This is a genomic window from Priestia sp. FW507-14D1A (assembly GCF_058781295.1).
The window spans coordinates 1460862-1484975 of record NZ_JBYSWQ010000001.1 but is presented as its reverse complement, the minus strand read 5'-3'; the positions used below and the strand labels follow the sequence as shown (position 1 = coordinate 1484975).

23 protein-coding genes and 1 other annotated feature are annotated in these 24114 nt (G+C 38.4%); of the genes, 16 read left to right on the top strand and 7 right to left on the bottom strand.

The features are described 5' to 3' along the window. Positions 1 to 7: 7 nt before the first annotated feature. The 3 genes from AC3WJG_RS08095 to AC3WJG_RS08085 are packed head-to-tail and all read right to left on the bottom strand — an operon-like array spanning position 8 to position 2475. Positions 8 to 1171: an acetoin utilization protein AcuC gene (locus AC3WJG_RS08095; RefSeq protein WP_028410500.1), complete on the bottom strand. Its 1164-nt coding sequence runs from the start codon at positions 1169 to 1171 to the stop codon at positions 8 to 10. Further along, positions 1171 to 1812 carry an acetoin utilization AcuB family protein gene (locus AC3WJG_RS08090; protein ID WP_028410501.1) on the bottom strand — a complete coding sequence of 214 codons (642 nt, stop codon included), beginning with the start codon at positions 1810 to 1812 and terminating at the stop codon, positions 1171 to 1173. Before AC3WJG_RS08090 ends, AC3WJG_RS08095 begins: the two co-directional genes overlap by 1 nt. Before the next feature lie 30 nt (positions 1813 to 1842). Then, positions 1843 to 2475: a hypothetical protein gene (locus AC3WJG_RS08085; protein ID WP_028410502.1), complete on the bottom strand. Its 633-nt coding sequence runs from the start codon at positions 2473 to 2475 to the stop codon at positions 1843 to 1845. A gap of 284 nt (positions 2476 to 2759) precedes the next feature. Here AC3WJG_RS08085 and acsA point away from each other — a divergent pair, with 284 nt between their 5' ends. Beyond that, on the top strand, positions 2760 to 4475 hold the full coding sequence (gene acsA / locus AC3WJG_RS08080; RefSeq protein WP_102813603.1) for an acetate--CoA ligase: 1716 nt from the start codon (positions 2760 to 2762) through the stop codon (positions 4473 to 4475). Between the two features lie 139 nt (positions 4476 to 4614). Further along, positions 4615 to 4825 (top strand) — a binding site (T-box leader). Positions 4826 to 4900: 75 nt separating this feature from the next. Then, on the top strand, positions 4901 to 6160 hold the full coding sequence (gene tyrS, locus AC3WJG_RS08075; protein WP_028410504.1) for a tyrosine--tRNA ligase: 1260 nt from the start codon (positions 4901 to 4903) through the stop codon (positions 6158 to 6160). A 74-nt stretch (positions 6161 to 6234) separates the two neighbouring features. Here tyrS and rpsD read toward each other — a convergent pair whose 3' ends face one another. Beyond that, positions 6235 to 6837, bottom strand: a complete 603-nt coding sequence (gene rpsD / locus AC3WJG_RS08070; protein WP_013059485.1) for a 30S ribosomal protein S4 — start codon at positions 6835 to 6837, stop codon at positions 6235 to 6237. Between the two features lie 416 nt (positions 6838 to 7253). Then, entirely contained in the window at positions 7254 to 7733 is a 480-nt protein-coding gene (locus AC3WJG_RS08065) for a GAF domain-containing protein (RefSeq protein ID WP_028410505.1), read from the bottom strand. A gap of 217 nt (positions 7734 to 7950) precedes the next feature. Between AC3WJG_RS08065 and refZ the strand changes: the two genes are divergently transcribed. Continuing rightward, positions 7951 to 8598: a forespore capture DNA-binding protein RefZ gene (gene refZ, locus AC3WJG_RS08060; protein ID WP_013059482.1), complete on the top strand. Its 648-nt coding sequence runs from the start codon at positions 7951 to 7953 to the stop codon at positions 8596 to 8598. Here refZ and hisJ read toward each other — a convergent pair. Then, positions 8590 to 9384: a histidinol-phosphatase HisJ gene (hisJ, locus tag AC3WJG_RS08055; RefSeq protein ID WP_028410507.1), complete on the bottom strand. Its 795-nt coding sequence runs from the start codon at positions 9382 to 9384 to the stop codon at positions 8590 to 8592. The two genes, refZ and hisJ, sit on opposite strands and share 9 nt — an antisense overlap. Positions 9385 to 9597: 213 nt before the next feature. On the opposite strand from hisJ, the gene ezrA reads away from it, so the two are divergent. The 5 genes from ezrA to AC3WJG_RS08030 all read left to right on the top strand — a co-directional run bounded on the left by ezrA (position 9598) and on the right by AC3WJG_RS08030 (position 15914). Then, entirely contained in the window at positions 9598 to 11289 is a 1692-nt protein-coding gene (ezrA, locus tag AC3WJG_RS08050; RefSeq protein WP_013059480.1) for a septation ring formation regulator EzrA, read from the top strand. Positions 11290 to 11560: 271 nt separating this feature from the next. After that, positions 11561 to 12703 carry a cysteine desulfurase family protein gene (locus AC3WJG_RS08045; protein ID WP_028410509.1) on the top strand — a complete coding sequence of 381 codons (1143 nt, stop codon included), beginning with the start codon at positions 11561 to 11563 and terminating at the stop codon, positions 12701 to 12703. A 6-nt stretch (positions 12704 to 12709) separates the two neighbouring features. Further along, on the top strand, positions 12710 to 13921 hold the full coding sequence (thiI, locus tag AC3WJG_RS08040) for a tRNA uracil 4-sulfurtransferase ThiI (protein WP_014458016.1): 1212 nt from the start codon (positions 12710 to 12712) through the stop codon (positions 13919 to 13921). A gap of 88 nt (positions 13922 to 14009) precedes the next feature. Next, entirely contained in the window at positions 14010 to 14198 is a 189-nt protein-coding gene (locus AC3WJG_RS08035; protein WP_013059477.1) for an alpha/beta-type small acid-soluble spore protein, read from the top strand. Positions 14199 to 14321: 123 nt separating this feature from the next. Continuing rightward, positions 14322 to 15914: an amidohydrolase gene (locus AC3WJG_RS08030; protein WP_217598436.1), complete on the top strand. Its 1593-nt coding sequence runs from the start codon at positions 14322 to 14324 to the stop codon at positions 15912 to 15914. Positions 15915 to 15937: 23 nt separating this feature from the next. On the opposite strand, the gene AC3WJG_RS08025 is transcribed toward AC3WJG_RS08030, so the two are convergent. Then, a complete protein-coding gene (locus AC3WJG_RS08025) occupies positions 15938 to 16738 on the bottom strand; it encodes an NAD kinase (protein WP_337133902.1) in 801 nt (266 codons plus the stop codon). A gap of 149 nt (positions 16739 to 16887) precedes the next feature. Here AC3WJG_RS08025 and sppA point away from each other — a divergent pair, with 149 nt between their 5' ends. The 8 genes from sppA (at position 16888) to AC3WJG_RS07985 (ending at position 24101) form a co-directional block, all read left to right on the top strand. Then, positions 16888 to 17898: a signal peptide peptidase SppA gene (gene sppA / locus AC3WJG_RS08020; protein ID WP_013059474.1), complete on the top strand. Its 1011-nt coding sequence runs from the start codon at positions 16888 to 16890 to the stop codon at positions 17896 to 17898. Between the two features lie 10 nt (positions 17899 to 17908). Then, positions 17909 to 18412: an RDD family protein gene (locus AC3WJG_RS08015; RefSeq protein ID WP_013059473.1), complete on the top strand. Its 504-nt coding sequence runs from the start codon at positions 17909 to 17911 to the stop codon at positions 18410 to 18412. A 236-nt stretch (positions 18413 to 18648) separates the two neighbouring features. Continuing rightward, positions 18649 to 19347 (top strand): DUF2953 domain-containing protein, encoded by a 699-nt coding sequence (locus tag AC3WJG_RS08010; protein WP_013059472.1) that lies wholly within the window; start codon positions 18649 to 18651, stop codon positions 19345 to 19347. Positions 19348 to 19360: 13 nt separating this feature from the next. Beyond that, positions 19361 to 19828, top strand: a complete 468-nt coding sequence (ytfJ, locus tag AC3WJG_RS08005; protein ID WP_028410512.1) for a GerW family sporulation protein — start codon at positions 19361 to 19363, stop codon at positions 19826 to 19828. Positions 19829 to 20005: 177 nt separating this feature from the next. Next, positions 20006 to 20500 (top strand): thiol peroxidase, encoded by a 495-nt coding sequence (gene tpx, locus AC3WJG_RS08000; protein WP_013059470.1) that lies wholly within the window; start codon positions 20006 to 20008, stop codon positions 20498 to 20500. Between the two features lie 147 nt (positions 20501 to 20647). Continuing rightward, positions 20648 to 21640 carry a class I SAM-dependent methyltransferase gene (locus AC3WJG_RS07995; protein WP_060745484.1) on the top strand — a complete coding sequence of 331 codons (993 nt, stop codon included), beginning with the start codon at positions 20648 to 20650 and terminating at the stop codon, positions 21638 to 21640. A 196-nt stretch (positions 21641 to 21836) separates the two neighbouring features. Further along, on the top strand, positions 21837 to 23027 hold the full coding sequence (locus AC3WJG_RS07990; RefSeq protein WP_013059468.1) for an acetate kinase: 1191 nt from the start codon (positions 21837 to 21839) through the stop codon (positions 23025 to 23027). 228 nt (positions 23028 to 23255) lie between these two features. Beyond that, complete coding sequence (locus AC3WJG_RS07985; RefSeq protein WP_240717346.1) at positions 23256 to 24101, top strand: EcsC family protein; 846 nt, start codon at positions 23256 to 23258, stop codon at positions 24099 to 24101. Positions 24102 to 24114 lie beyond the last annotated feature (13 nt).

Genomic DNA, 24114 nt, shown 5'->3' with positions numbered 1-24114 from the left:
CCTTTTTTTAAGAATGAGATGTATGAGAACGAATAGGATAAAGAGCGCGCTCAAGAGTTTGAGCGTTTTTTTCTGTTATTTCGGGTTTTCTTGGAATTGGCTGATAGATATTAGGTTCATCATCCCACTGCGTGCAAACGGGGTGAGGCGATATTTTTGTCCATTTTTCAAGCCATGACAGAGGAAGCATGCCTTCTGCCTTTCGTTCAATCATTTCAAGCCAAATGAATGACCAAGCCCGAGGAACAACCCGCCAAATATCATAACCTCCTCCACCAACCGCAATCCATCTTCCCTGACAGTATTCATGGGCAATTTCATGAGCAATTTTAGGAATCTCACGGTATATTTTCGTGGTGCCGCATAAATGAGTGAGCGGATCGTAATAATGAGAATCGGCTCCATTTTGTGTCAAGATAACATCTGGTTTAAAAAAAGCAGCTACTTCTTTTAAAGAGGTCTTATAAACGTCGAGCCAAGACTCATCTTCCGTATAAGCATCAACAGGCACATTAAATGAATAACCATAGCCTTCACTGTGCCCGCGTTCGTTAACGTTTCCCGTGCCTGGAAACAAGTAGCGTCCCGTTTCATGAATGGAAAGAGTACAAACGGAAGGGTCGTCATAAAATGTCCATTGCACACCGTCACCATGGTGAGCATCTGTATCGACATAGAGAACACGCGCGTTGTACTTTTGCTGCATATATTTGATGGCTACCGCGCTATCGTTATAAATACAGAAGCCGGAAGCTTTTCCTCGAAAGCCGTGGTGCAATCCTCCTCCTAAATTTAGAGCATGCTTAGCTTTTCCAGTCATCACATAATCTACAGCAGTAAGCGTACCCCCAACTAAAAAAGCACTGGCTTCATGCATGTTTGGAAACATAGGTGTATCTTCTGTTCCAAGACCAAAATCTGCTGCTTTTTCAATAGAAAGCTCGCCGCTTCCTGCTAATTTTACCGCTTGAATATAGCTAGTATCATGGACAAGCTGAAGTTCTTCATCAGATGCCATCCGCGGTAATACAATATCTTGATTGCCTAAAGCGCCAAATTCCCGTAACAGTTCATATGTTAGTTGAACACGAAGCTGGTTAAACGGATGATTATTGCTGAATTTGTACGAAAGAATATCATCTGAATAAATAAATACAGCATTACTAGTCATTACGTCATCTCCGGTAATTTAGGCCACAACACCTCATAGCCGTTTTCTTTTAATGTATTTATACTAATCAATGGATTAATAGCTTGAATGCGAAGCACAAGGATTTTATATCGTTCATCTACATCAGGGTAGACAAGTACGCTTAAGATGTTTGTTCTCGTTGAAGCAAATAGAGACGTAACTTCAGCGAGAACACCAGCCTTATTTTCTACTTTTATTTCAATTTGTGAACCTGGCTTATTAGTGCCGGTAAGCTGAATAAACGTATGTAATAGATCTCTTTCGGTAACAACGCCTACTAACCGCTTGTTTTTGGTGACGGGAATACAACCGATTTGATGTTCATAAAAAATACTTGCAATTTCTTCAACAAAATCAAGAGGGTGAGCTGTAATGACTTCTGTTTGCATAATCATCCGCACGGGTTCAGATAGAAGAGCAGATGTATAGGTATTATCTAAAATAGATGGACTTGCATCTCTTACGTCTCGATCAGAAATGATGCCAACTACGTGATGAAGGTCATTAACGATAGGGATATGTCTAATCTTATGTGTATCTAAAAGTTTCATAGCTTCAGCAATCGTATGGTCGGGGGTTAAGGTAACGAGATCAGTTTTCATCATCTCTTCAACAATCATCAGACACAGCTCCTTTTCTTAAAGGTCAGCTTAATACATAAAGCGATTTCGAAAGCGTAGGCTATCAAATTCTTGTATGCTTTTTTGAGGTACTCTGCTCCCGATTCTTACCATCAAACAATTAGCAGGGTGGGAGCTAATCTCCGGATCATCTGTGGCAAACCACGTCAGTCCGCCTTTATTCATCATTTTTTCCATAATTTTGCGGTAGTCCCACACATTTAGCCCTGTTCCTTTTAAATCCCAATGCCAATAGTATTCTGTCGTAATGACAATATAATCTTCCATTGCATCATCCATCATAGATACGATAAGCAGGTTTTTACCAACAGCGTAGCTGCGAAATGGAGCGGCTACCTCTATAGCTCCTAATTCGATTAAATTCTCCATATTTCCTTCCGACCATCGTTCTAGAGGATCGGGATATAAAAAGGTTACATAACCAATGATTGTATGATGATGGCGAGCAATAATGATTCTACCTTCAGGCAAGTTGGCAATCTCGATCAATGCTTCTTTTTGCTGTTCAGGTGGACGAAAGGCCGTTAGTTGCTCATGAAAATCAAGTTGTTGCAAGGTCTTGGAGGAGACAGGTCCTTCAATAACAATTGCTCCAACAGCTGTTTTTAGTTCTTTCATATTGTATGTTTGGGAATGTTTCACATGAATCACCACCTTCAAGCAGTCTTATCTGTATTATAATACAAAAAAAACTCTATATTAAAGCGTTTTCAAAAAATTAAATAAAAGAAAAGGAGTTTTTTAAAAAACATAGAATAGGAAATTAAAAGAGATTCTTGTTAATTCGACACTTCTATAACAAAGGTTGTCATATAACAAGGGAGACTATTATCCCAATTCCGACAAATAATTTTTATAAAATTGTGAAAAGTCTATTTTTGTTATATAATAGGTTTGTAAATTTTATACATAAGGGGGAGTTTGTGATGAAGGTGGAAGCGCTTCCTGTAATTGAAGGGGTATACAACTTACAGGACTATGATAAAACGTATCAAACCTTTGACTGGTCACAAGTGGAGAAGGAATTTTCATGGCATGAAACAGGTAAATTAAATGCAGCTTATGAAGCAATTGATAAGCACGCAAACTCTACGCGTAAAAATAAAGTTGCGCTTTACTATCGAGATGCGCAGCGCAATGAAAAATATACATTCAAAGAAATGAAAGAATGGTCAAACAAAGCCGCGAACGTGCTAAAACAAGCAGACGTAGAGAAGGGAGATCGCGTGTTTATCTTTATGCCTCGCTCTCCGGAACTTTATTTTGCATTGTTAGGCGCGGTGAAGCTTGGCGCTATTGTTGGGCCTTTATTTGAAGCGTTCATGGAAGGTGCAGTAAAAGATCGTTTGCAAGACAGTGATGCAAAAGTGTTAATTACGACGCCTGAATTGCTGAGCCGCGTTCCGGTGAAAGATTTGCCAGCTTTGAAACACATTCTCCTGGTAGGGGAAAATGTAGGAGAAGAAGGCATTCAACTAGATTTTCTGAAGCGATTAGAAGCGGCGAATAAAGAGGTGGAAATTGAGTGGGTAGATAGAACAGATGGTATGCTGCTTCATTATACATCAGGTTCAACTGGCAAACCAAAAGGGGTGCTTCACGTTCATAATGCAATGCTTCAGCATTATCAAACCGCTAAGTGGGTGCTCGACTTAAAAGATGACGATGTGTATTGGTGTACAGCAGATCCCGGTTGGGTAACGGGGACTTCCTATGGGATTTTTGGTCCTTGGCTTGCTGGAGCAACCAATGTGATTGTGGGAGGACGATTTAGTCCAGATGCATGGTATCAAGCACTTGAAGATTTTGGCGTAACGGTTTGGTACAGTGCACCTACAGCTTTTCGTATGCTAATGGGTGCTGGTGATGACTTAGTTAAACGCTATGATTTAAGTAATCTCAGACATGTATTAAGTGTGGGAGAACCGTTAAATCCTGAAGTGGTACGCTGGGGAATGAAGGTGTTCCAAAAACGTATTCATGATACGTGGTGGATGACCGAAACTGGAGGTCAGACGATTTGTAATTATCCGTCTATGAAAATTAAGCCAGGGTCTATGGGGAAACCAATTCCAGGTGTACAAGCAGCAATCGTTGACGATCAAGGACAAGAGCTTCCACCTTATCGAATGGGTAACTTAGCAATTAAAAAAGGCTGGCCATCTATGATGCATGCGATTTGGAACAACAAAGAAAAGTATGAGTCATATTTTATGCCAGGTGATTGGTACGTATCAGGTGATTCGGCGTATATGGATGAAGACGGTTATTTTTGGTTCCAAGGCCGAATCGATGATGTTATTATGACGGCAGGAGAACGCGTGGGGCCATTTGAAGTAGAAAGTAAGCTTGTTGAACACCCTGCTGTAGCAGAAGCGGGTGTTATTGGTAAGCCTGACCCTGTGCGTGGGGAAATTATTAAAGCATTTATCGCACTTAGAGATGGGTATGAATCTTCAGATGAACTGATTGAAGATATTCGTCAATTTGTGAAAAAAGGGTTAGCTGCTCATGCAGCCCCACGTGAAATCGAGTTTAAAGATAAGCTACCTAAAACACGAAGCGGTAAAATTATGCGTCGCGTTTTAAAAGCTTGGGAATTAGATTTGCCAACGGGCGATTTGTCAACGATGGAAGACTAAGGAGTAAATGTTTCAATCTTTGTAGGGAAAATAAGTGATTTCTATAAAGTTCAAACAGCCAGCTGTTTGAACTTTTTTTTGGACTTGAATTTTAAAATGAAATCATTCATAATTGTGGGGTGTAAACTTTTAAATAAAATAAACTGCAGTGATAGGAAGAAGTAATACTTGTCTCCCTGTTTAAGAGAGCTGATGGTTGCTGAAAATCAGTACATAGACAAATATGAAATACGTCCTTGAGCATCTTTTGTGAACTTACAGTAGCAAAAGACGGGTAGACCGTTACATCATTTAAGTGGGAAATAATTTATTTCCAAATAGGGTGGTACCGCGATATTTTCGTCCCTTCTTTTTTAAGAAGGGGCGTTTTTTATGTTGTTCAACAACTTGTAACGAGCAATTAGATAAAGGAGAGAATATATAACATGGATATTTTACAAGATCTTGAGTTTCGAGGGCTCATTAACCAACAAACGGATGAAAAAGGTTTAAGTGAACTTTTGAGTAAAGAGTCTGTTCGTTTGTACTGTGGATTCGATCCGACAGCCGACAGCCTTCACATCGGCCACATGCTTCCTGTTTTAATTTTACGTCGCTTTCAACAAGCTGGACATCAACCAATTGCATTAGTTGGTGGAGGTACGGGTCTTATTGGAGATCCAAGCGGTAAAAAAGCAGAGCGTACGTTAAATGAAAAAGAAACGGTTGCCATGTTTAGTGAGCGTATTAAAGGTCAGCTTTCACGCTTCTTAGATTTCGAAGAAGGTGAAAATGCAGCAGTTATTGCAAATAACTATGACTGGATTGGCTCATTAGATGTTATTACATTCCTACGAGATATCGGTAAAAACTTTGGTATTAACTATATGATGGCAAAGGATTCTGTTCAATCTCGTATCGAATCAGGCATTTCATTTACGGAATTTAGCTACATGATTTTACAGTCATACGATTTCTTGAATTTATACCAAACATATAACTGTAAGCTTCAAATTGGCGGCAGCGACCAATGGGGAAATATTACGGCTGGCTTAGAATTAATTCGTAAATCAGAAGAAGATGCAAAAGCATTTGGATTAACAGTTCCGCTTGTAACAAAAGCTGACGGAACGAAGTTCGGTAAAACAGAAGGCGGAGCAATTTGGTTAGACGCTGAAAAAACAAGTCCGTATGAATTCTACCAATTCTGGATTAATACAGATGATCGTGATGTTATAAAATATTTAAAATACTTTACATTCTTATCACACGAAGAAATTAATGAATTAGCAGCTTCTGCAAAAGAAGCTCCTGAAAAACGCGAAGCACAAAAAGCACTAGGGGCAGCGATGACTACGCTTGTACACGGTGAAGAAGCTCTTGAGCAAGCAATTCGTATTTCGCAAGCTTTATTTAGCGGAAGTATTTCAGAGTTAACAGCAGAAGAAATTAAGCAAGGATTCAAGGATGTTCCTTCTTACACGCATACAGGTGAAGATATTGGTTTAATTGATTTACTTGTAGAAAGTAAAATTTCTCCTTCTAAACGTCAAGCACGTGAAGATATTTCAAACGGTGCGATTTACTTAAATGGTGAGCGCGAGCAAGATTTACAAAAAACAGTAGGTGCAGAAGACCGTATTGAAGGTCAATTCACAGTGATTCGTCGAGGCAAGAAAAAATATACGCTTATTCAATACGCATAAAAAAAGGCCGAAAGGCCTTTTTTTATATATATAGACAGTAAAAAAGCCGCTCCATAAGGAACGGCTTTTTACTATTAACGAGAGTAGAACTCTACGATTAGTGCTTCGTTGATTTCAGCAGATAATTCAGAACGCTCTGGTAAGCGAGTGAATGTACCTTCTAATTTCTCAGCGTCTACTGTTAAGTAGTCTGGTACGAAGTTGTTAACTTCAAGCGCTTCTTTCACGATTGAAAGGTTGCGAGATTTTTCGCGAACACCGATCACTTGACCAGGTTGTACACGGTAAGATGGGATGTCAACGCGTTTACCGTCAACTAAAACGTGACCGTGGTTAACTAATTGACGAGCTTGACGACGAGTGCGTGCAAGACCCATACGGTATACTAAGTTATCAAGACGAGCTTCTAAAAGAATCATGAAGTTCTCACCGTGCTTACCAGTTAATTTACCAGCAGCAACGAATAAGTTACGGAATTGACGCTCAGTTACACCATACATGTGGCGTAATTTTTGCTTTTCTTGTAATTGTAAACCGTACTCAGAAATTTTCTTACGTTGACCTGGGCCGTGTGGACCTGGAGCGTAAGGGCGTTTTTCTAATTCTTTACCTGTACCACTTAGAGAAAGACCTAAGCGACGAGAGATTTTCCAACTTGGACCTGTATAACGAGCCATGATGACTCCTCCTTGTTTGTGTTTTTATTTTATGCAAAACAAAAACAGACACATTCTAGCGATATGCTCATTTTGTTTTCATGTACCATCGCTCTAGCAGCAGAGAGTTACACGATACACCATCTTGTTAAAAGAATTGCTACTTCTGTAAAACAATCTTTTAATGAGGAACAAAATGAAAAAACATAAAGAAGATTGTATAAGCTGCAATATTTCACACAACGAGTATTATAGGTGTTTCCTCGTATAAAGTCAAGGAAGATTGAAGATTAAAAGAATGTAAAAGAAAGGATATATTCTTTTGAAGGATGCAAGGAGAAGAAAGAACATAAGAAAACGGTGGTGATGGGCTAATCAAACGTTTGTTTAATAAGCAAAAACCGCTGATATGCAGCGGTTTTTTTGCTTATTCATATTCAAAGAAAAGAAGTGAGTTCTTTGACGAATTCTTCAAGATACTGTTGATCGATTTCATCAAAGCGTTTCTTGATTGGACTGTCAATATCAAGAACACCTAAAAGTTTACCGTCTTTTACCATTGGCACAACGATTTCAGATTGAGAAGCAGCATCACATGCAATGTGGCCAGGGAATGCATGAACATCTTCGATTCGCTCTGTTCTTTGATTTTGAGCTGCTGTACCGCATACGCCTTTTCCAAGTGGAATGCGAACACAAGCCGGCAGCCCCTGGAAAGGACCGAGTACTAACTCGTCGTCTTCCATTAAATAAAAACCTACCCAGTTTACTTCATTTAAAAATTGATTTAGTAAAGCTGAAGCATTTGCTAGATTAGCAATTGTATTGCTTTCTCCTTCTAATAAGGCGCGTAATTGCTTAATTACTAATTCATAATCCTTTTGTTTTGAGCCGCTGTAGTTTTCGACATTAAACAATGTATTCTCCTCCATTCAACATAAGATTTAATGAATTTTTATCAGGAAACGTCAGTTTTAACGCTACTTTGTCGATAAAAGATTACAGGAACTAAAAAGCCTATCACGAATTATGTAGAGAGGCTACTAAAATCCTTTTTAAATACTGTAACGATTTCTACACAATTTTGCAATCATATGTGTTTTGTAAAAATAAATCGAAATGAGGTGTAGATAGATGGCTGTACAGTCAAAAACGAAAGAGAAAATTATTGATGCGGCTGTTTCTCTTTTTAACGTAAAAGGTTTTGATGGTACGTCGGTGCGCGAGATTGCAGGGAAAGCGAAAGTGAACGTAGCGAATATTTCATATTATTTTCATAGCAAAGAAGGATTGCTTGAAAGTTTAGTGATTTCTTATTTTGAAGGTTATATTGGGGTACTGGAGCAAGCATTCCAAGAAATGAAAAAGCTGTCTTCAACAGAAAGTATGATCGTGATGATTCGAGCTATCTTACATTACCAGCACGAAAACAGGCATATTGCCCGGCTTGTATATAGAGAAATCTCTCTTGACACGATTTTAATTCGAGAAGTTATGACTACGTATTTAACTAAGGAAAAATACTACTTAAAAACAATCCTTGAAAGAGGGATGAAAGAAAAGGAGTTTCGAAAGCTGCACGTTTCCTTTACAATCATTGAGCTTAAGGGAATGCTATCTATGCCTTATCTTCATCCTCAGTACCTAAGTGAAGTTCTTCATATATTGCCCCACGAACCGTATTTTGTTCAGCAATATGCGATTGAGCTTGAGCAATGGGTGCACACAACGGTATGTTTGCCATATGAACGGACAAACAAACTGCGCGTTCAATTATCCTAAATGGAGCTCTCCATAGCCTTGGCCTAAATCCTTCGCACAGTGGGCGTCTGACCCATATACGAGAGGGATTTTTTTCTGTTGGGCTGCTTTTACGACAAAGGGAGCTGGATACGCTTCCTTGCACAAAGGCTTAAACAACCCTGCACCATTATAGTCCAAAGCCAGATCTTTCATTTTTATTTCATCGAGTATTGATAAAATAATAGGGGAAAGCGTGTCTTCATATGGAAATTGAGTTTGAAATTTATGTACGAGTGTCATATGCCCAATGCGCTTAGGCTTATAAACGCCTAAATTGGCCTGTACAGAGCGTAATACCGTGTTGTAATACTTATCATATACTTTGCTTACGCTGCCAAATTTCTGTACAATATGTGCAAATACGTCAGAGCTAAAATCTAGGCAGTCATATCCTTCTTCATGTTTTAAGAAGTGGACAGAAAGGATGCTGTCATCGAGATAAGGACCATACTCGTTTAAGAAATCTGTTGTTTCGTGTTCAAATCCTTCAATAAAATCAACTTCCAATCCGATATTAATGCGAATATCGCGCTCAAATTCTTTTTTAACTTGCTGTACGTTTTGAATGTAGCGATCAAGTTTGTCAGGATCCATTCCGCTGTCGCGATCAGGTGTCGGATCACTGAAGCTTTTTGGTAATGGAGCATGCTCTGTAAACGAAATCTCGTCAAAGTTCAGGGAAATCGCCTGTTCAACATATTGGTGCAATGAATCAGGTGAACCGTGTGGGCAAAATGGAGTATGAATATGTTTGTCAACTTTCATAAAAAATGCCTCCTTTTTTCTTCTTTTTCCATTGTAACGACACAAAGTGACTCCATGCCAATATTTTGTATAAAAAAATTTAATTTTTTGCTCAAAAGTTGGACTTTACATGGTATCATAAAAACATTGACGCAAAAAAATTTAAAGGATTAAATTCACCCTTTTTATAAATAAGAAACTTGTCATGTAGAACGCACTGTAAGGGGGCTTAGTATGGAATTCATTATAGCACTAATCATACTTATTATCGGATTAGTTGTGTACGGAATGTTTTCACGTAAAAAGATTTATCAAGAAATTGATCGCCTGGAAACGATCAAAGTCGAATTAGCAAATACGCCAGTTGCAGAGGAAATTTCAAAAGTAAAAGAATTGAACATGACAGGTCAAACTGAAGAGCTATTTGAACGTTGGCGTGAGCAGTGGGATGAAATTATATCAACTAATCTCCCGAAAATTGATAAAGAACTGTTTGAAACGGAAGAAGCAGCAGATAAATACCGATTTAAAAAAGCGAAGCAGTTGTCTATACATATTGATCAAGCCTTAGAACAAACCAAGATAGATATTGAAAACATACTTACTGAACTTCAAAATTTAATTGGTAGCGAACAAGATAATCGATATGATATTGAGGAATTAAATCAGCTTCACCGCCATGTGAAGAAAAAATTGCTCGCACATCGGTATTCCTATGGAAATGCTGAAAAAACGTTAGAATACGCAATTAATACATCTAAAGAGCAGTTTAAAAAATACGAAGAAGAGACGATTAACGGAAACTATCTTCAAGCACGTGAGATTGTTCTTCAATTAAAAACTGATTTAACAGCTATTGATTCGTATTTAGAACAAATTCCTAAAGTGTTAGTTGAGTGTCAGACCACTCTTCCTGTTCAGTTCAATGAACTGCTTGACGGGTTTCGCGAAATGAGTGAGCAGGGATATGTGTTAGATCATCTGCAAGTAGAAGAAACGGTAGAGCTTTTAAAACAAGAAACTGCTGAAATTATTGCAGATATTGAAGAATTATATGTGGAAGAAGCGATTACAAAACTAGATGATGTGAATGAACGCTTAGAGCAATTATATGACTCACTTGAGCATGAGGTTTTCTCCTATCATAAAATGAACCGTGAATCTCATACGGTATCTAACTTCCTTCGTATGCTTCAAGAACGAAACCGTGAACTTCGTGAAGAAACGCTATTTGTACAGCAAAGCTATCATTTTAAAGAGCGCGATTTAGACGTATATTATAAAATGGACCGCGAACTAAAACGATTGACTAACTTGTACTATAATATTTCGGACAAGGTGGCGGAGCACAATTTAGCCTACAGTGTGATCCAAGAAGAACTCGAAGACGTTTCCAAACAGCTTAACCAATTGAAAGAATCTCAGGAATCCTATAGCGATATGCTACAAGCTCTTCGCAAAGATGAGCTCTCAGCTAAGGACAAAATAGAAGAACTGAAATCTCAGTTGATTGAAGCACGACGCCTTATTCAAAAAAGCAACCTTCCTGGTGTTCCTGAAGAATATAAAGTGCAGCTTGAAAAAACGGTTCATATCTTAAATGAAGTAACCGCTAAGCTGAAAGAAAAACCGCTTAATATTCAAGCTGTTCAATCTTTACTTGAAGATGCTGTTGGTTTTGTTCAGGATACATTTGATGAAACAGAGGCAATGTTAGAAGAAGCGCGACTCGTTGAAAGAGTGATTCAATATGGTAACCGTTATAGAAGTACTCATCATTCGATTGCACAGTCTTTAGAAGAAGCAGAAGAAGCATTTCGTCATTACGAATACAAAGAAGCATTAAAACAGGCATCTGCAGCTATTGAGCAAGTAGATCCTGGTGCGCTGGATCGTATACAGCGTATTGTATCTTCACAGAGTTAAAAAGCTCGTGTCCAAAGGACACGAGCTTTTTTATGATGCTTTTCTTTGCATACTATCTCGTATCTCTTTCAATGCTAATGGTATAGTCTATAAATACGGCAGCAACTGTTAGGATAAGCAAGGGGAGACCTTGCTTATAAAGTGGCAAATAGCTTTGAAAAGATCGTCTATCCTTGTTATGATTACTAAGGCAAAACCTAATTTAAAAAAGTATCAAGGTATGTTATGATAATACGTTGTTCCGAAAAAATGAAGAAGGGAGCGCGCATCCTTGATTTATTTAGATAATAGCGCTACAACAAAACCCTATAATGAAGTCATACAATCTTTTACTAAAGTAGCTACAACTTATTATGGCAATCCATCCTCCCTCCATCAATTTGGCGTACAGGCGGAGAATTTGTTGAGCCGTTCGCGTGAGCAAGTAGCAGAATTGCTGCATGTAACGTCAAATGAAATTATTTTTACATCTGGAGGAACGGAAGGGAATAATTTGGCTATTAAAGGCGTAGCGATGCAATATAAAAGCCGAGGTCAGCATATCATTACGACAAATATTGAACATGATTCTGTTCATGAACCATTCAAGCAGTTAGAAGCCCTAGGATTTAACGTTACGTATGTTCCGGTAGATTCCAGTGGATTTGTATCACCTGCGGCTATTGAATCAGCTATTACGGATGAAACCATTTTAGTATCTGTTATGCATGTAAATAATGAAATTGGCACCATTCAGCCAATTGAAGAAATTGGACAGATGCTGACGAACTATTCGAAGGTGCTTTTTCATGTCGATGATGTGCAGGGGATTGGAAAAGTTCCGCTTTCTTTAGCGGATCATAAAATTGATTTATGCACATTATCAGGACACAAAATTCACGGCTTAAAAGGGACGGGAATTTTATATAAACGAAATGGAGTTCAGCTTCATCCGTTGCTTAGCGGAGGCTCTCAGGAAATGCAGCATCGATCAGGCACGGAAAATGTGCCGGGAATCGTAGCATTTGCTAAAGCACTTCGTTTAACACTTGAACATGCTGCTCAAAATCAGCAAAAAATGCGGAAAATAAAAGCAGAACTGATGGACAAACTTTCTGCTCACGAAAGAATCACGATGAATACGCCGAATGAGCATTCGGCACCTCATATTATAAATTTTACAGCACAAGGTATTAAAGGTGAGGTTTTTGTTCACGCTCTTGAAGAAAAAGGAGTGTTTGTATCCACTACATCTGCTTGCTCATCAAAGCGAAAAAAGCCAAGCAAAACGCTTTTAGCTATCGGTAAAAATTACGAAGAAGCCGATCAGTCCATTCGATTGAGCTTGTCAGGATTAAATGATTATAATGAAGTAACGCCCATTGTAAATGCTATTTTCACAGTAATTGAAGATCTAAAGAAAGTAATGAGGTAAAAGATTATGATATATAACCATATTTTAATTCGGTACGGAGAAATCTCAACCAAAGGACAAAATAGAAAAAAATTTGTTGCTCAGCTAAGAAAAAATATTGTAACGGCTCTTAGTGCATTCCAAAATATTCACGTGAAATACACAAGAGACCGCATGTATATTCACTTAAACGGTGAAAATCACGAGCCTATTATCGAACGTCTTCAGCAAATCTTTGGTATTCAAAGCTTTAGTTTAGCATTAAAAGTTGAAAATGAGCTTGAAGCGATTCAAGAAGCAGCGTTAGAAGCAATGAAAGAATTTGATATAGAAGGAAAAACATTCAAAGTATCTACTCGAAGAGCGTATAAACAATTTCCTCTTGATACAAACGAATTAAATTATGCAGTAGGAAGTCATATTCTACGAAATACAGAGCATCTACAGGTAAACGTAAAAGAACCAAGCGTAAATGTACGAGTAGAAGTGAGAAGTGAAGCAACGTATATTACATGTTTTGATTATCGCGGAGCAGGAGGTCTTCCAGTTGGTACGAGTGGAAAAGCGATGCTGATGCTTTCTGGAGGAATTGACAGCCCGGTTGCAGGATACTTAGCTATGAAGCGCGGTTTAGAAATAGAGGCGGTTCATTTTTACAGTCCGCCTTTTACAAGTGAACGTTCTAAGCAAAAAGTCATCGATTTAACGCAAAAATTAACGGCTTATCACGAAAAAGTAAAGCTTCACATTGTACCGTTTACAGCTGTACAGCAAGCGATTCAAAAGCAAATTCCAGAGAATTATACCATGACCTCTACACGTCGTATGATGCTTCGAATTACGGACCTTATTCGTGAAAAAAATGAATCATTAGCTATCGTAACTGGCGACAGCTTAGGACAAGTAGCTAGTCAAACGGTTGAGAGCATGTATGCGATTAATGAAGTGACTAATACGCCAATTTTGCGTCCGCTTGTAACAATGGACAAAACAGAGATTGTTGAAATTGCCCGCAAAATTGATACACATGAAATTTCGAATCGACCGTATGAAGACTGCTGTACAATCTTTACGCCAAGCTCACCAAAAACGAAGCCAAAGCGTGAAAAAATAAATCGATACGAACAATTTTATGATTTTGAAACATTAATTCAAGAAGCGGTAAATAATGTAGAAACGCTTGAGATGACAGCTTCTTCGGCTACAAATACCGCAGACAGCGTAGAAGATTTGTTTTAAAAGTTAAATTTCATAAAATTACCAAAAAAATAATGTATGATGCCATGTGTTTTGACACAATCTATATTCAACAAGGAGGTGAAAACACATGGCAAACACAAACAAATTAGTAGCTCCTGGTTCAGCAGCTGCTATCGACCAAATGAAATACGAAATCGCTTCTGAATTCGGTGTAAATCTTGGACCAGAAGCAACAGCTCGCGCTAACGGATCTGTTGGTGGAGAAATCACTAAACGCTTAGTTCAAATGGCTGAGCAACAACTTGGTGGTAAATAAGTCATATTAATTAAATAATGATGGCTAAAAAGAGTGGGGGAAACCTCACTCTTTTGTCTTGTTTGTTTTGTCACGTATAATAGAGACAAGATCAAGCTTTATAAAGTAAAGGAGATGTTGGCGATGGGGACTTTATTTTACGGCGGCAAAATATATACGATGCTAAAAGAGGGTGAACATGTAGAAAGCGTATATGTAGAAAAAGGATTCATTAAAGATATAGGCGCAGAAAAAGATCTAAGAATCAAATGGGGTGCTGAGATTAACAAAGAAGTACACCTCAAAGGATATCCAATGTATCCGGGCTTTGTAGATAGCCATCTTCATTTAATTGGTCACGGTGAAAAGCTACTTAGGCTTGATTTGTCTCAAGCTACTTCTAGGGAAGACGTGCTGATGCGCGTTCGACAAAAAGTAGAGAGTACACCAAAAGGAGAATGGGTAATTGGAGAAGGGTGGGATGAAAATCAGTGGGAAGATTCCTCTTTGATTCAGTATCAAGATCTTGATCAACTTTCAACTGAACATCCGATTATGTTGAAGCGAGTCTGTCGTCACGGATTAGTAGTAAACGGGACTGCTCTTAAAATAGCCGGGATTACAGCTGAAACACGTGACCCGGAAGGAGGTATTATCCAGAGGGATGAAGCAGGAAATCCTACCGGTTTTTTGGCTGATCAAGCGCAAGAATTAGTAACGGGTCATATTCCTCAAGTATCAGAAGCATACATTCGACAAGCTCTTTCAGTAGCCATTAAAGATTGTGTTCAGCACGGATTGACGGGTGGACATACGGAAGATTTAAATTATTATGGAGGCTTTTTGCGTGCATATCAAGCATTTCAAGACGTTATTCATAAAGAAAAGCAGCTGTTTCGTGCTCATTTACTTGTTCATCATGAAGCAGTAGATGATATGTATACATACCTTGAAAAAAAGAAAGACACATCTGCTTTTATTGAAATAGGGCCAATGAAAATTTTTGCTGATGGTTCTCTCGGCAGTCAATCTGCTCTTTTAAGCTTTCCATACAAAAGCGACCCATCTACAAGAGGTATAGCTATTCAATCACTAGATGAATTAAAACAGCTAGTGAGAAAAGCAAGAGAATTGGGCATGACGGTTGCAATTCATGCGATTGGTGATTTAGCGTTTCAATATGTAGTAGAAAGCATCGAACAATATCCTCCTCAAACAGGGCAAAGAGATCGTATTATTCATGCGCAAATTCTACGAAAAGATTTAGTTGAGCGTGTAAAAAAGCTCCCGGTTGTATTGGATATTCAGCCTCGGTTTTTAGCCAGTGATTTTCCATGGGTCATTGAAAAAATTGGAGAAGAGCATTTGGACTATTGCTATGCGTGGAAAACGTTATTGGACGAGGGCGTTATGTGTGCAGGCGGATCGGATGCGCCTATTGAACCTATCAATCCCATGTTAACAATTCATGCAGCAGTTTCTAGAAAAACTTCTCCAAATAGCTCGGTCGTTTACATACCGTCTGAGCGACTTACAGTATTTGAAGCTGTTCAGCTGTTTACTTTAGGAAGCGCGCAGGCCATTTATCAAGAGGACAAAAAAGGATATGTTCAAAAAGGCTATGTAGCTGATTTTACCGTATTAGAAAGAGATCTGTTTAAGATACATGTAGATGATATCCCATCGGTACAGGTGCAGATGACTGCTATTAATGGAGAAATTGTATATCAAAAATAAAAAGCGCCCTTGGGCGCTTTTTATTATAGAAATGTACGCTTAACTCGTTGCCAGAAAGAGTTATCTTTCAGTTTAACCGTTTTAATTTGACGGTCGCTTAAACGAATTTGAACTTGATCAACTTGGCGTGCATTTAATGCTTCGTTATCTATTCCAATAATTGGACTGTGGTTGTTGTCATTGGATAGCTTTAAAGTGAGCGTATGCTCAGCGCTTAGGATGAATGAAGATCCTAATGTACGATAGTTATTATTATTTAACGATGCCAATTCGCTGACTTGCATACAAGGAATTAACGGATCAACTACGGCTCCACTTACCGATTTAGTATAAGCCGTACTGCCTGTTGGTGTTGAAATAATCATCCCATCCCCACGGAATGTTTCAAAGTGATTTTCATTAATAAAAACATCTAGACTGAGTGTTTTTATCACACCTGATCGAATCGAACATTCATTTAAGCAATAAAAAGAAGTTCCTTGATCAATTTTAGTTTGTAAAACGGGAAATCGACGTACTTCTATATTTTCTGTCGTAATAGCTTCAATCATTTTATCCGTTTCATCGATATGAAAATCGCAGTAAAAACTTAGTTGATCTGAAGTTGTGACACCAGCATATAAGCAGTCATCTCGAAAGCCAGATTGACGGACAGCCTGTAAGAAAGCGCCGTCACCGCCAATACTTACAATGATGTTAGCGCTGTCGAAATGATCTACTACTTGAAAGTCATATTGTTTTGCAAGTTCAATAAGTGGACTTACAAGCGCCTTTGTTTCCTGGTTTTTTGGATGAAAGAAATAAACGTTGCGACGATTTGGCATAGATAGTTCCCCCTTGTTTGTCTGATATGTAAAATATTAGCGATAAAGTAAACTTTTTAAAAAAAGTTTGTTACAATAATTATAGCATTATTGCTTTAAGAATTAAAAGAATAATCTTTTAATTCTGACACCTAAAAAGGAGGATTTTCATGAACAAAAAAAGGTGGATTGCTCTTTTAATTGCGGCCTGCTTATTCATTTTTTCTGCGATTGTTAATATTGGTTTTTCAGTCAAAGAAGAAAAAGATGACGGTCTGGCAGGCATCTTTGGAGGAGACGACAGTGAACTATCAGAAACAGTTATCGAAAAAGGGAATGCAGCTAAGAAAATTGCAGTGCTAGAGGTCAATGGAACGATTCAAGATACAGGAAGCGGTTCCTCTCCGCTTATGTCCCAAAATGGTTATAACCATCAAGCATTTTTAAAGCAGCTAGAGGCTGCAAAAAATGATAAGGCAGTTAAAGGAGTCATTATTAAGGTGAATTCACCGGGCGGCGGCGTCGTTGAAAGTGCTGAAATACATAAAAAAATTGAAGAGCTGAAGAAAGAAACGAAAAAGCCAGTGTATATTTCAATGGGATCAATGGCTGCTTCAGGAGGCTATTACATTTCAACAGCTGCTAATAAAATCTATGCAATCCCGGATACTTTAACAGGTTCACTAGGGGTAATTATGCAAAGCGTTAACTATGGCAAGCTGGCTGATAAACTAGGAGTAGAATCTGTCGTGATTAAAAGTGGGGCTCATAAAGATATTATGTCTCCAACAAGAGAAATGACCGGAGAAGAAAAAGAAATTATGCAAACACTTGTAGACAACTCGTACGATGGTTTCGTCAATGTTATCTCTGAGGGACGTCACTTGTCTAAAGAAAAAGTGCGTTCTATCGCAGATGGACGAGTGTACGATGGACGTCAGGCTAAAGAGCTGAAGCTGGTCGATCAACTAGGGTATTTTGAAGATGCGGTAACAGGAATGGAGAAAGATTATAAGTTAAAAGGTGCACAAGTAATTCAATACAATCAAGGATTCGGACTGCCTTCTTGGCTTTCAATGAGCATGCAAAAAGTAATAGGTGGAGATGAACAAGTCACTGCAATGTTAAAAACATTTGCGCAGCCAAGCTCTCCGCGCCTGATGTATTTATATGCAGAATAGAGGTGGGAACATGGAAAATCAGTCTCATTCAACCGAATCAAACGACAATATAAAACATGAGCCAGCTGTAAGTACTCCAATAGGTAGTGAATTCCATTATGCAGGATTTTGGATGCGCTTTTGGGCATACCTTTTAGATCTAGCCGTGGTAGCTAGCTTGAACTCTCTGCTGATCAAGCCCATTTTCCATTTAGCAGGTATTTCTCGAGGAGATGGATTTTTTTCTCCCTATACGATTGTAACGGTTATTATCTTTTATGGTTATTTTGTTTTAATGACCAAGTATTTTGGCCAAACGCTTGGAAAAATGGTGTTTGGGCTTAAAGTAGTATCGCTGAAAGACTCCACTTTAACTTGGCCTGTTGTGCTGTTTCGTGAAGGAGTTGGACGTTATATTTCTAAAACGGTTTTTTTGCTTGGCTATTTATTAGTTGCGTTTTTACCTAAGAAGCAAGGAGCTCATGATTACTACGCAGATACAACTGTTATACATGAAGGTACAATCAGCAGATAATAAAAAGAGGCTGGAACAAAAGGATTTTAGACGAAGTGAATAACGAACCACTGATCAAGACTTTTGATTAGTGGTTCTTTTTTTTTGGTTATGGTAAACGCAGGTTTCATTTGTTTAGATTCTTCTAGAAGTTGATTGGATTCATTTCGTTATGTCTCAACCTCTTTTTATTGTTTTCATAAGGTTTAATATTCTGTGTTTTGGAGATAATGTGAAGCTAAGAAGGAGTGAAGGATGTGCTATGGCTTTTATGGATATTGCTAGCACTTTTAATTGTTATTGTACTTATTGTATGGACAAAAATCACGCTATTTGTAGATCTTCACCATGTCCGAGATAACGATTATTACAGAGTGAGACTCAGGGCTTGGTTTGGTCTTATTCGCTATACATATGAAATTCCGGTAGTGAAAGTGAAAAAAGATTCTCCTCGTTTGCTTGTTGAAAAGAAGAAAGGAATGGGTGATCAAGGAAAAGAAGACGAGAATTCATGGAGTGATTATTCTGTAGAAGACGGGCTAAGCATGTTAGAAAATGCGAAGCAATTCCTTGAACAGGTAGTCGGTTTTCATAAAATTTTTCGTCGTTTCTTACAGAAAGTGACGGTAAGTGATATTAGATGGCACAGCCGTTTCGGTTTAGGTGATGCTGCGTTAACAGGCGTACTTACCGGCGCTGTATGGTCTGCAAAGGGGGGCATAGTTGGTATAATCAGCCGTTATATGAAATTAAAAGATATGCCTGTCATGAGCGTTACTCCTGTATTTCAACATCTTTGGTCAGAAACGGTATTTGAGTGCATAATTTCTTTTCGAGTTGGTCAAGCTATTCTAGTAGGTTTACGGACCTTGAGATATTGGCGGCATACGTCCAAAAAGCGTCGCAAAAGATGGAAGTCGTCAAATAAGAACAAGACACACTCTGTGAAAACATAAGGAGGTTATCTTAATGGCAGAACATCCAATTAAAAGTTTAATGTCGACAGCTATGGAAAATTTAAAGGAAATGATTGATGTCAATACAATCATTGGTGATCCTGTAGAAACACCTGATGGCAGTGTTATTTTAACTGTCTCAAAAGTCGGTTTTGGTTTTGCAGCGGGCGGAAGCGAGTTTGGAGTAGAAGGACATGCACCATCTTCTCCAGGACAGCACCAGCAAGAATCAGCTCATCCGTTTGGCGGAGGTAGCGGTGGCGGTGTATCGATTACGCCAATCGCCTTTTTAATTGTGAGTGGAAGCGGAATTAAAATGCTTCATCTTAACGAAAGTACACATTTATATGAAAAGATTCTAGATACAGCACCTCAAGCGATTGAACGCGTGCAGCAAATGTTCAAGCGCAACAATCATCAGCAGGATCAGCACAATCAACAAAGTCAGCATCATGACAGTTCAAATGATTTTAACTTGTAGAAATAATATAAAGCTTTGCTTGCTTCTTTAAACGGTAAAAGAAGCAGGCGAAGTCTTTTTTTTTTGCGCTTATTTTTTAGGATACAGCTCCATGTTTTGTATGTCATTTAATTGCAATATAGAGACAGACAAGCTAATATGAACAGTGTACATACTTATTTAAAGGAGGAATTATTCGTGACTAAATTTAAAGGTAACGATGTAACATTATTAGGAAATCAAGTAAAGGTTGGAGACAAGGCGCCAAACTTTACGGTTTTAGCAAATGATTTATCAGAAGTAACGCTTGACAGCACAAAGGGTTCTGTTCGCCTAATTAGTGTAGTTCCTTCTATTGATACTGGAGTTTGTGATGCGCAAACTCGTCGCTTCAACGAAGAAGCAGCTAAATTAGATAACGTAAAAGTATTAACAGTAAGCGTAGATTTACCGTTTGCTCAAAAGCGCTGGTGTGGTGCTAATGGCATTGATAATGTTCAAACTTTATCTGACCACCGCGACTTATCATTCGGAGAGGCATATGGTGTAGCTATTCAAGAATTACGCTTATTAGCTCGTTCAATCTTTGTAGTAGACTCAAATGACAACGTAACGTATGTTGAGTACTTACCAGAAGTAACTGAGCATCCGAACTACGAAGCAGCAATCGAAGCAGCTAAAACAGCTAAGTAAGATTGTCAGTGGCGTTCGGCAGAAGGCGGAAAACAATGTTTTTCGCCTTCTTTGTGTTTTAAGAAGTTTTTATGATAAAATATGATGTTCCAAATAGGACGTTTACTCATTTATATAGATATTATTTCATTACACAGGAGGCAGAATATGAGTCAGTTAGCTAGTATGGAAAAGCTATTTGGTGTAATTGATCAAACAGCTATTATTTTAAGAAAAGAACTAAACTGCGTATATTTAGAAGCAGTAGCTGAAACGGGAGAAAATTTGTTTCAAGGAACTATTTTACAAGAAGAGCTAGATGAGGTAACTAAAAAACGTTTAAAAAAAGAATACGATTCAATCACGCTTGATCATTTTGAAAAAGAAACGATTCGAAAAGCGTATCAGCTGGCTATTTTAAAAGGCATGAAAGAAGCAGTTCAGCCTAACCATCAAATGACGCCTGATGCTGTAGGACTATTTGTCAGCTATCTAGTTGGGAAGTTCATGTCAGGAAAAGATAAATATACGCTTTTAGATCCCGCAGTAGGAGCAGGGAATTTATTAACAACCATTTTAAACACACACGCTGCGTCAATTGAACACGTATACGGTGTAGACGTGGATGATTTATTACTTCAATTAACATATGTAAATGCAAATTTACAGAAGCACGGCGTTCAATTATTCAATCAAGACAGCTTACAGCCGCTTTTTATTGATCCTGTGGATTTAGTTGTCTGTGACCTGCCGGTTGGTTATTATCCAAACGACGAAGGGGCAAAAGAGTATAAGGTAAGAGCTGAAGAAGGTCACACTTATGCTCATCACTTATTTATTGAACAAAGCTTGCGCCATGTAAAAGACGGAGGATACGTAGTGGCTCTTATTCCAAATAACTTGTTTGAATCTGAACAGTCTCATTTATTACAGCCGCTCTTAAAAGAGGAAGCAATCGTGCAAGGGATTATTCAGCTGCCGCTTTCAATGTTCAAACAAGAGCAGGCTGCTAAAAGTATTATGGTTCTTCAAAAACAGGGAGAAGGAGTAACAGCACCTGAAAACGCGCTGCTTGTGAATTTGCCGAAGTTCAGCAATCGAGAAGCAATGAGTGATATTATGGCTCAAATGGACCAATGGTTCCGAGTGAATAAAAAGTAAGTCTTTTTCGAAAATAATGAATATTTATCGGTAGCGTTTTCATGATGTATAGCTCTTGAAATCTATTGTCGTGAATGATTAAATGAATAAGGATAGAAATCGTGTCGAAATGCATAGAATATTGTAGAGATTACACTTTTATGTTCTGTTCGTTATGTTTATGATGCACGTATAATAAAGAAGGAGCTGTTTTTTTATGTCAAAAATCATGGCAATCAACGCCGGCAGTTCTTCACTTAAGTTTCAATTATTTGAAATGCCAAGTGAGACGGTATTAACAAAAGGTTTAGTAGAACGAATTGGTTTAGATAACGCTGTTTTCACGATCTCGGTAAATGGTGAAAAACAAACGGATATTACAGAAATCCCTGACCATGCTGTTGCAGTTAAAATTTTAGTTGAAAAGTTACTTTCTCAAAACATCATTCAATCATACGATGAAATCACTGGTGTAGGTCACCGTGTAGTACACGGCGGAGAGAAATTTGCTGATTCTGTTTTAATCACAGATGAAACACTAGCGGAAATTGAAGCTTTATCTGATTTAGCACCGCTTCACAACCCAGCAAACATTGTGGGAATTAAAGCGTTCCAAGATATTCTTCCAAATGTTCCAGCTGTAGCAGTCTTCGATACAGCATTCCATCAAACAATGCCAGAAAAATCATTCTTGTACAGCTTACCGTACGAGTACTATGAAAAGTATGGCGTTCGTAAATACGGTTTCCACGGCACATCTCATAAATATGTTTCTGAGCGTGCAGCTGAGCTTCTTGGCCGTCCAATCGAACAATTGCGCTTAATTTCTTGTCACTTAGGTAACGGTGCAAGTATCGCTGCAATTGAAGGCGGCAAGTCAATTGATACATCAATGGGCTTCACACCATTAGCTGGTGTAGCAATGGGAACTCGTTCAGGTAACATTGACCCTGCATTAATTCCATTTATTATGGAGAAAACAGGAAAAACTGCTGACGAAGTATTAAATGTATTAAATAAAGAAAGTGGTCTTTTAGGTGTATCTGGTATTTCTAGTGACCTACGCGATCTAATCAAAGCAAGCGCTGAAGGCAATGAACGCGCTGAAACAGCACTTGAAGTATTTGCTAGCCGTATTCATAAATATATCGGTTCTTATGCTGCTCGTATGTCTGGTGTAGATGCAATCATCTTCACAGCAGGTATTGGAGAAAACAGTGATGTTGTACGTGCTCGCGTTCTTCGCGGTTTAGAGTTCATGGGCGTTTATTGGGATCCAGCTTTAAATAGTGTACAAGGAGAAGAAGCATTTATTAGCTACCCTCATTCTCCAGTTAAAGTTATGGTTATTCCTACGGACGAAGAAGTTATGATTGCACGTGACGTTACTCGTTTAGCGAATATTTAAGTTCATAAAGTGCCTCTTCAATGCATGAATTCTTATAAATTGTCAGGCAAACTAACGAAAAGCTGATTTCCTTGTTAGGAAATCAGCTTTTTTATATAGCGTCAGTAGCTGACGGTTAAAAGAAGGTTTACAACGTATAGAAGAAAGAAATAATATAGGAAGCAAAATGTAACGGATGTATTATTTGTTATAATAAAAATAAAACTACTTATTTCTTGAAAGGGTGACATGATGATACTAACGAATCGCGAAGAACAGCTTTTAGAAGAAATCTATAAATGGGAAGAGAGCTTACAGAGTGTAGAAGCAACTGAGATGGAGTTATTATACGAAGAGTGGTTAGAAAAAGGGCTTAACTTAATTCCAACTTCTGTTCGCGAGACCTATTTACATAAAATTGATGAGGGACTCTTTCAGTTAACTGCATTAATTCAAGGTACGGAAATGCAAACTCAAGCGACGAAACGAATTATTGAAACTGCTCGTGTATTCAAAGAGGATATCACAGATCTGTCAGAAATGAATTCCCTTCAAGTAGATCAGCTTTCTTATATATGCGAACAGCAAATGGCCAAGCTTCGATTGTATGCGCTGAGTCAAGGAGCACTTTCAGGAACCGGACAATCGCTGCTGGTCGGTATTGATATACCTGCTGTTTTATGCATGAATATTCAAGCGGTGCAACAGGCAGCAATGAGCTATGGCTATCATATCCAGACTCCTTCAGAGCTGATGCTAACGCTAAAAGTTTTCCATGCAGCAACGCTACCTAGACACCTTCAGGCTGAGGGGTGGCATCAATTAAAGAGTGAGTTAAGCCAAGAATTTGACCCGTATTTTTATGAAGGTGTTGATCAAATTGTAGATAAAACGTGGCTGCAAAAAATCGTTGTGCAAATCGGGAAAACGCTAGCTATATTGGCTGCAAAAAGAAAAGTTTACAATCGTTTGCCAGTGGTGAGTATGATGGTTGGCGGAGGTATGAATTACCGAATGGCCAAGCAAGTGACAGATTATGCAAAGCGCTTTTATCAATACCGCTATTTGCTGGATAAGAAAAACGAGTCTCATTAATTTTTCATGAGAC

Excerpts from the sequence above, each read along its gene's own strand:
- sppA (WP_013059474.1), top strand. The coding sequence starts at position 16,888 with ATGAACAAAAAAAGGTGGATTGCTCTTTTAATTGCGGCCTGCTTATTC.
- AC3WJG_RS07990 (WP_013059468.1), top strand. The coding sequence starts at position 21,837 with ATGTCAAAAATCATGGCAATCAACGCCGGCAGTTCTTCACTTAAGTTT.
- acsA (WP_102813603.1), top strand. The coding sequence starts at position 2,760 with ATGAAGGTGGAAGCGCTTCCTGTAATTGAAGGGGTATACAACTTACAG.
- tyrS (WP_028410504.1), top strand. The coding sequence starts at position 4,901 with ATGGATATTTTACAAGATCTTGAGTTTCGAGGGCTCATTAACCAACAA.
- AC3WJG_RS08035 (WP_013059477.1), top strand. The coding sequence starts at position 14,010 with ATGGCAAACACAAACAAATTAGTAGCTCCTGGTTCAGCAGCTGCTATC.
- AC3WJG_RS08095 (WP_028410500.1), bottom strand. The coding sequence starts at position 1,171 with ATGACTAGTAATGCTGTATTTATTTATTCAGATGATATTCTTTCGTAC.
- refZ (WP_013059482.1), top strand. The coding sequence starts at position 7,951 with ATGGCTGTACAGTCAAAAACGAAAGAGAAAATTATTGATGCGGCTGTT.
- AC3WJG_RS08015 (WP_013059473.1), top strand. The coding sequence starts at position 17,909 with ATGGAAAATCAGTCTCATTCAACCGAATCAAACGACAATATAAAACAT.
- AC3WJG_RS07985 (WP_240717346.1), top strand. The coding sequence starts at position 23,256 with ATGATGATACTAACGAATCGCGAAGAACAGCTTTTAGAAGAAATCTAT.
- ytfJ (WP_028410512.1), top strand. The coding sequence starts at position 19,361 with ATGGCAGAACATCCAATTAAAAGTTTAATGTCGACAGCTATGGAAAAT.
- AC3WJG_RS08090 (WP_028410501.1), bottom strand. The coding sequence starts at position 1,812 with ATGATTGTTGAAGAGATGATGAAAACTGATCTCGTTACCTTAACCCCC.
- ezrA (WP_013059480.1), top strand. The coding sequence starts at position 9,598 with ATGGAATTCATTATAGCACTAATCATACTTATTATCGGATTAGTTGTG.
- thiI (WP_014458016.1), top strand. The coding sequence starts at position 12,710 with ATGATATATAACCATATTTTAATTCGGTACGGAGAAATCTCAACCAAA.
- AC3WJG_RS07995 (WP_060745484.1), top strand. The coding sequence starts at position 20,648 with ATGAGTCAGTTAGCTAGTATGGAAAAGCTATTTGGTGTAATTGATCAA.
- AC3WJG_RS08025 (WP_337133902.1), bottom strand. The coding sequence starts at position 16,738 with ATGCCAAATCGTCGCAACGTTTATTTCTTTCATCCAAAAAACCAGGAA.
- rpsD (WP_013059485.1), bottom strand. The coding sequence starts at position 6,837 with ATGGCTCGTTATACAGGTCCAAGTTGGAAAATCTCTCGTCGCTTAGGT.
- hisJ (WP_028410507.1), bottom strand. The coding sequence starts at position 9,384 with ATGAAAGTTGACAAACATATTCATACTCCATTTTGCCCACACGGTTCA.
- AC3WJG_RS08030 (WP_217598436.1), top strand. The coding sequence starts at position 14,322 with ATGGGGACTTTATTTTACGGCGGCAAAATATATACGATGCTAAAAGAG.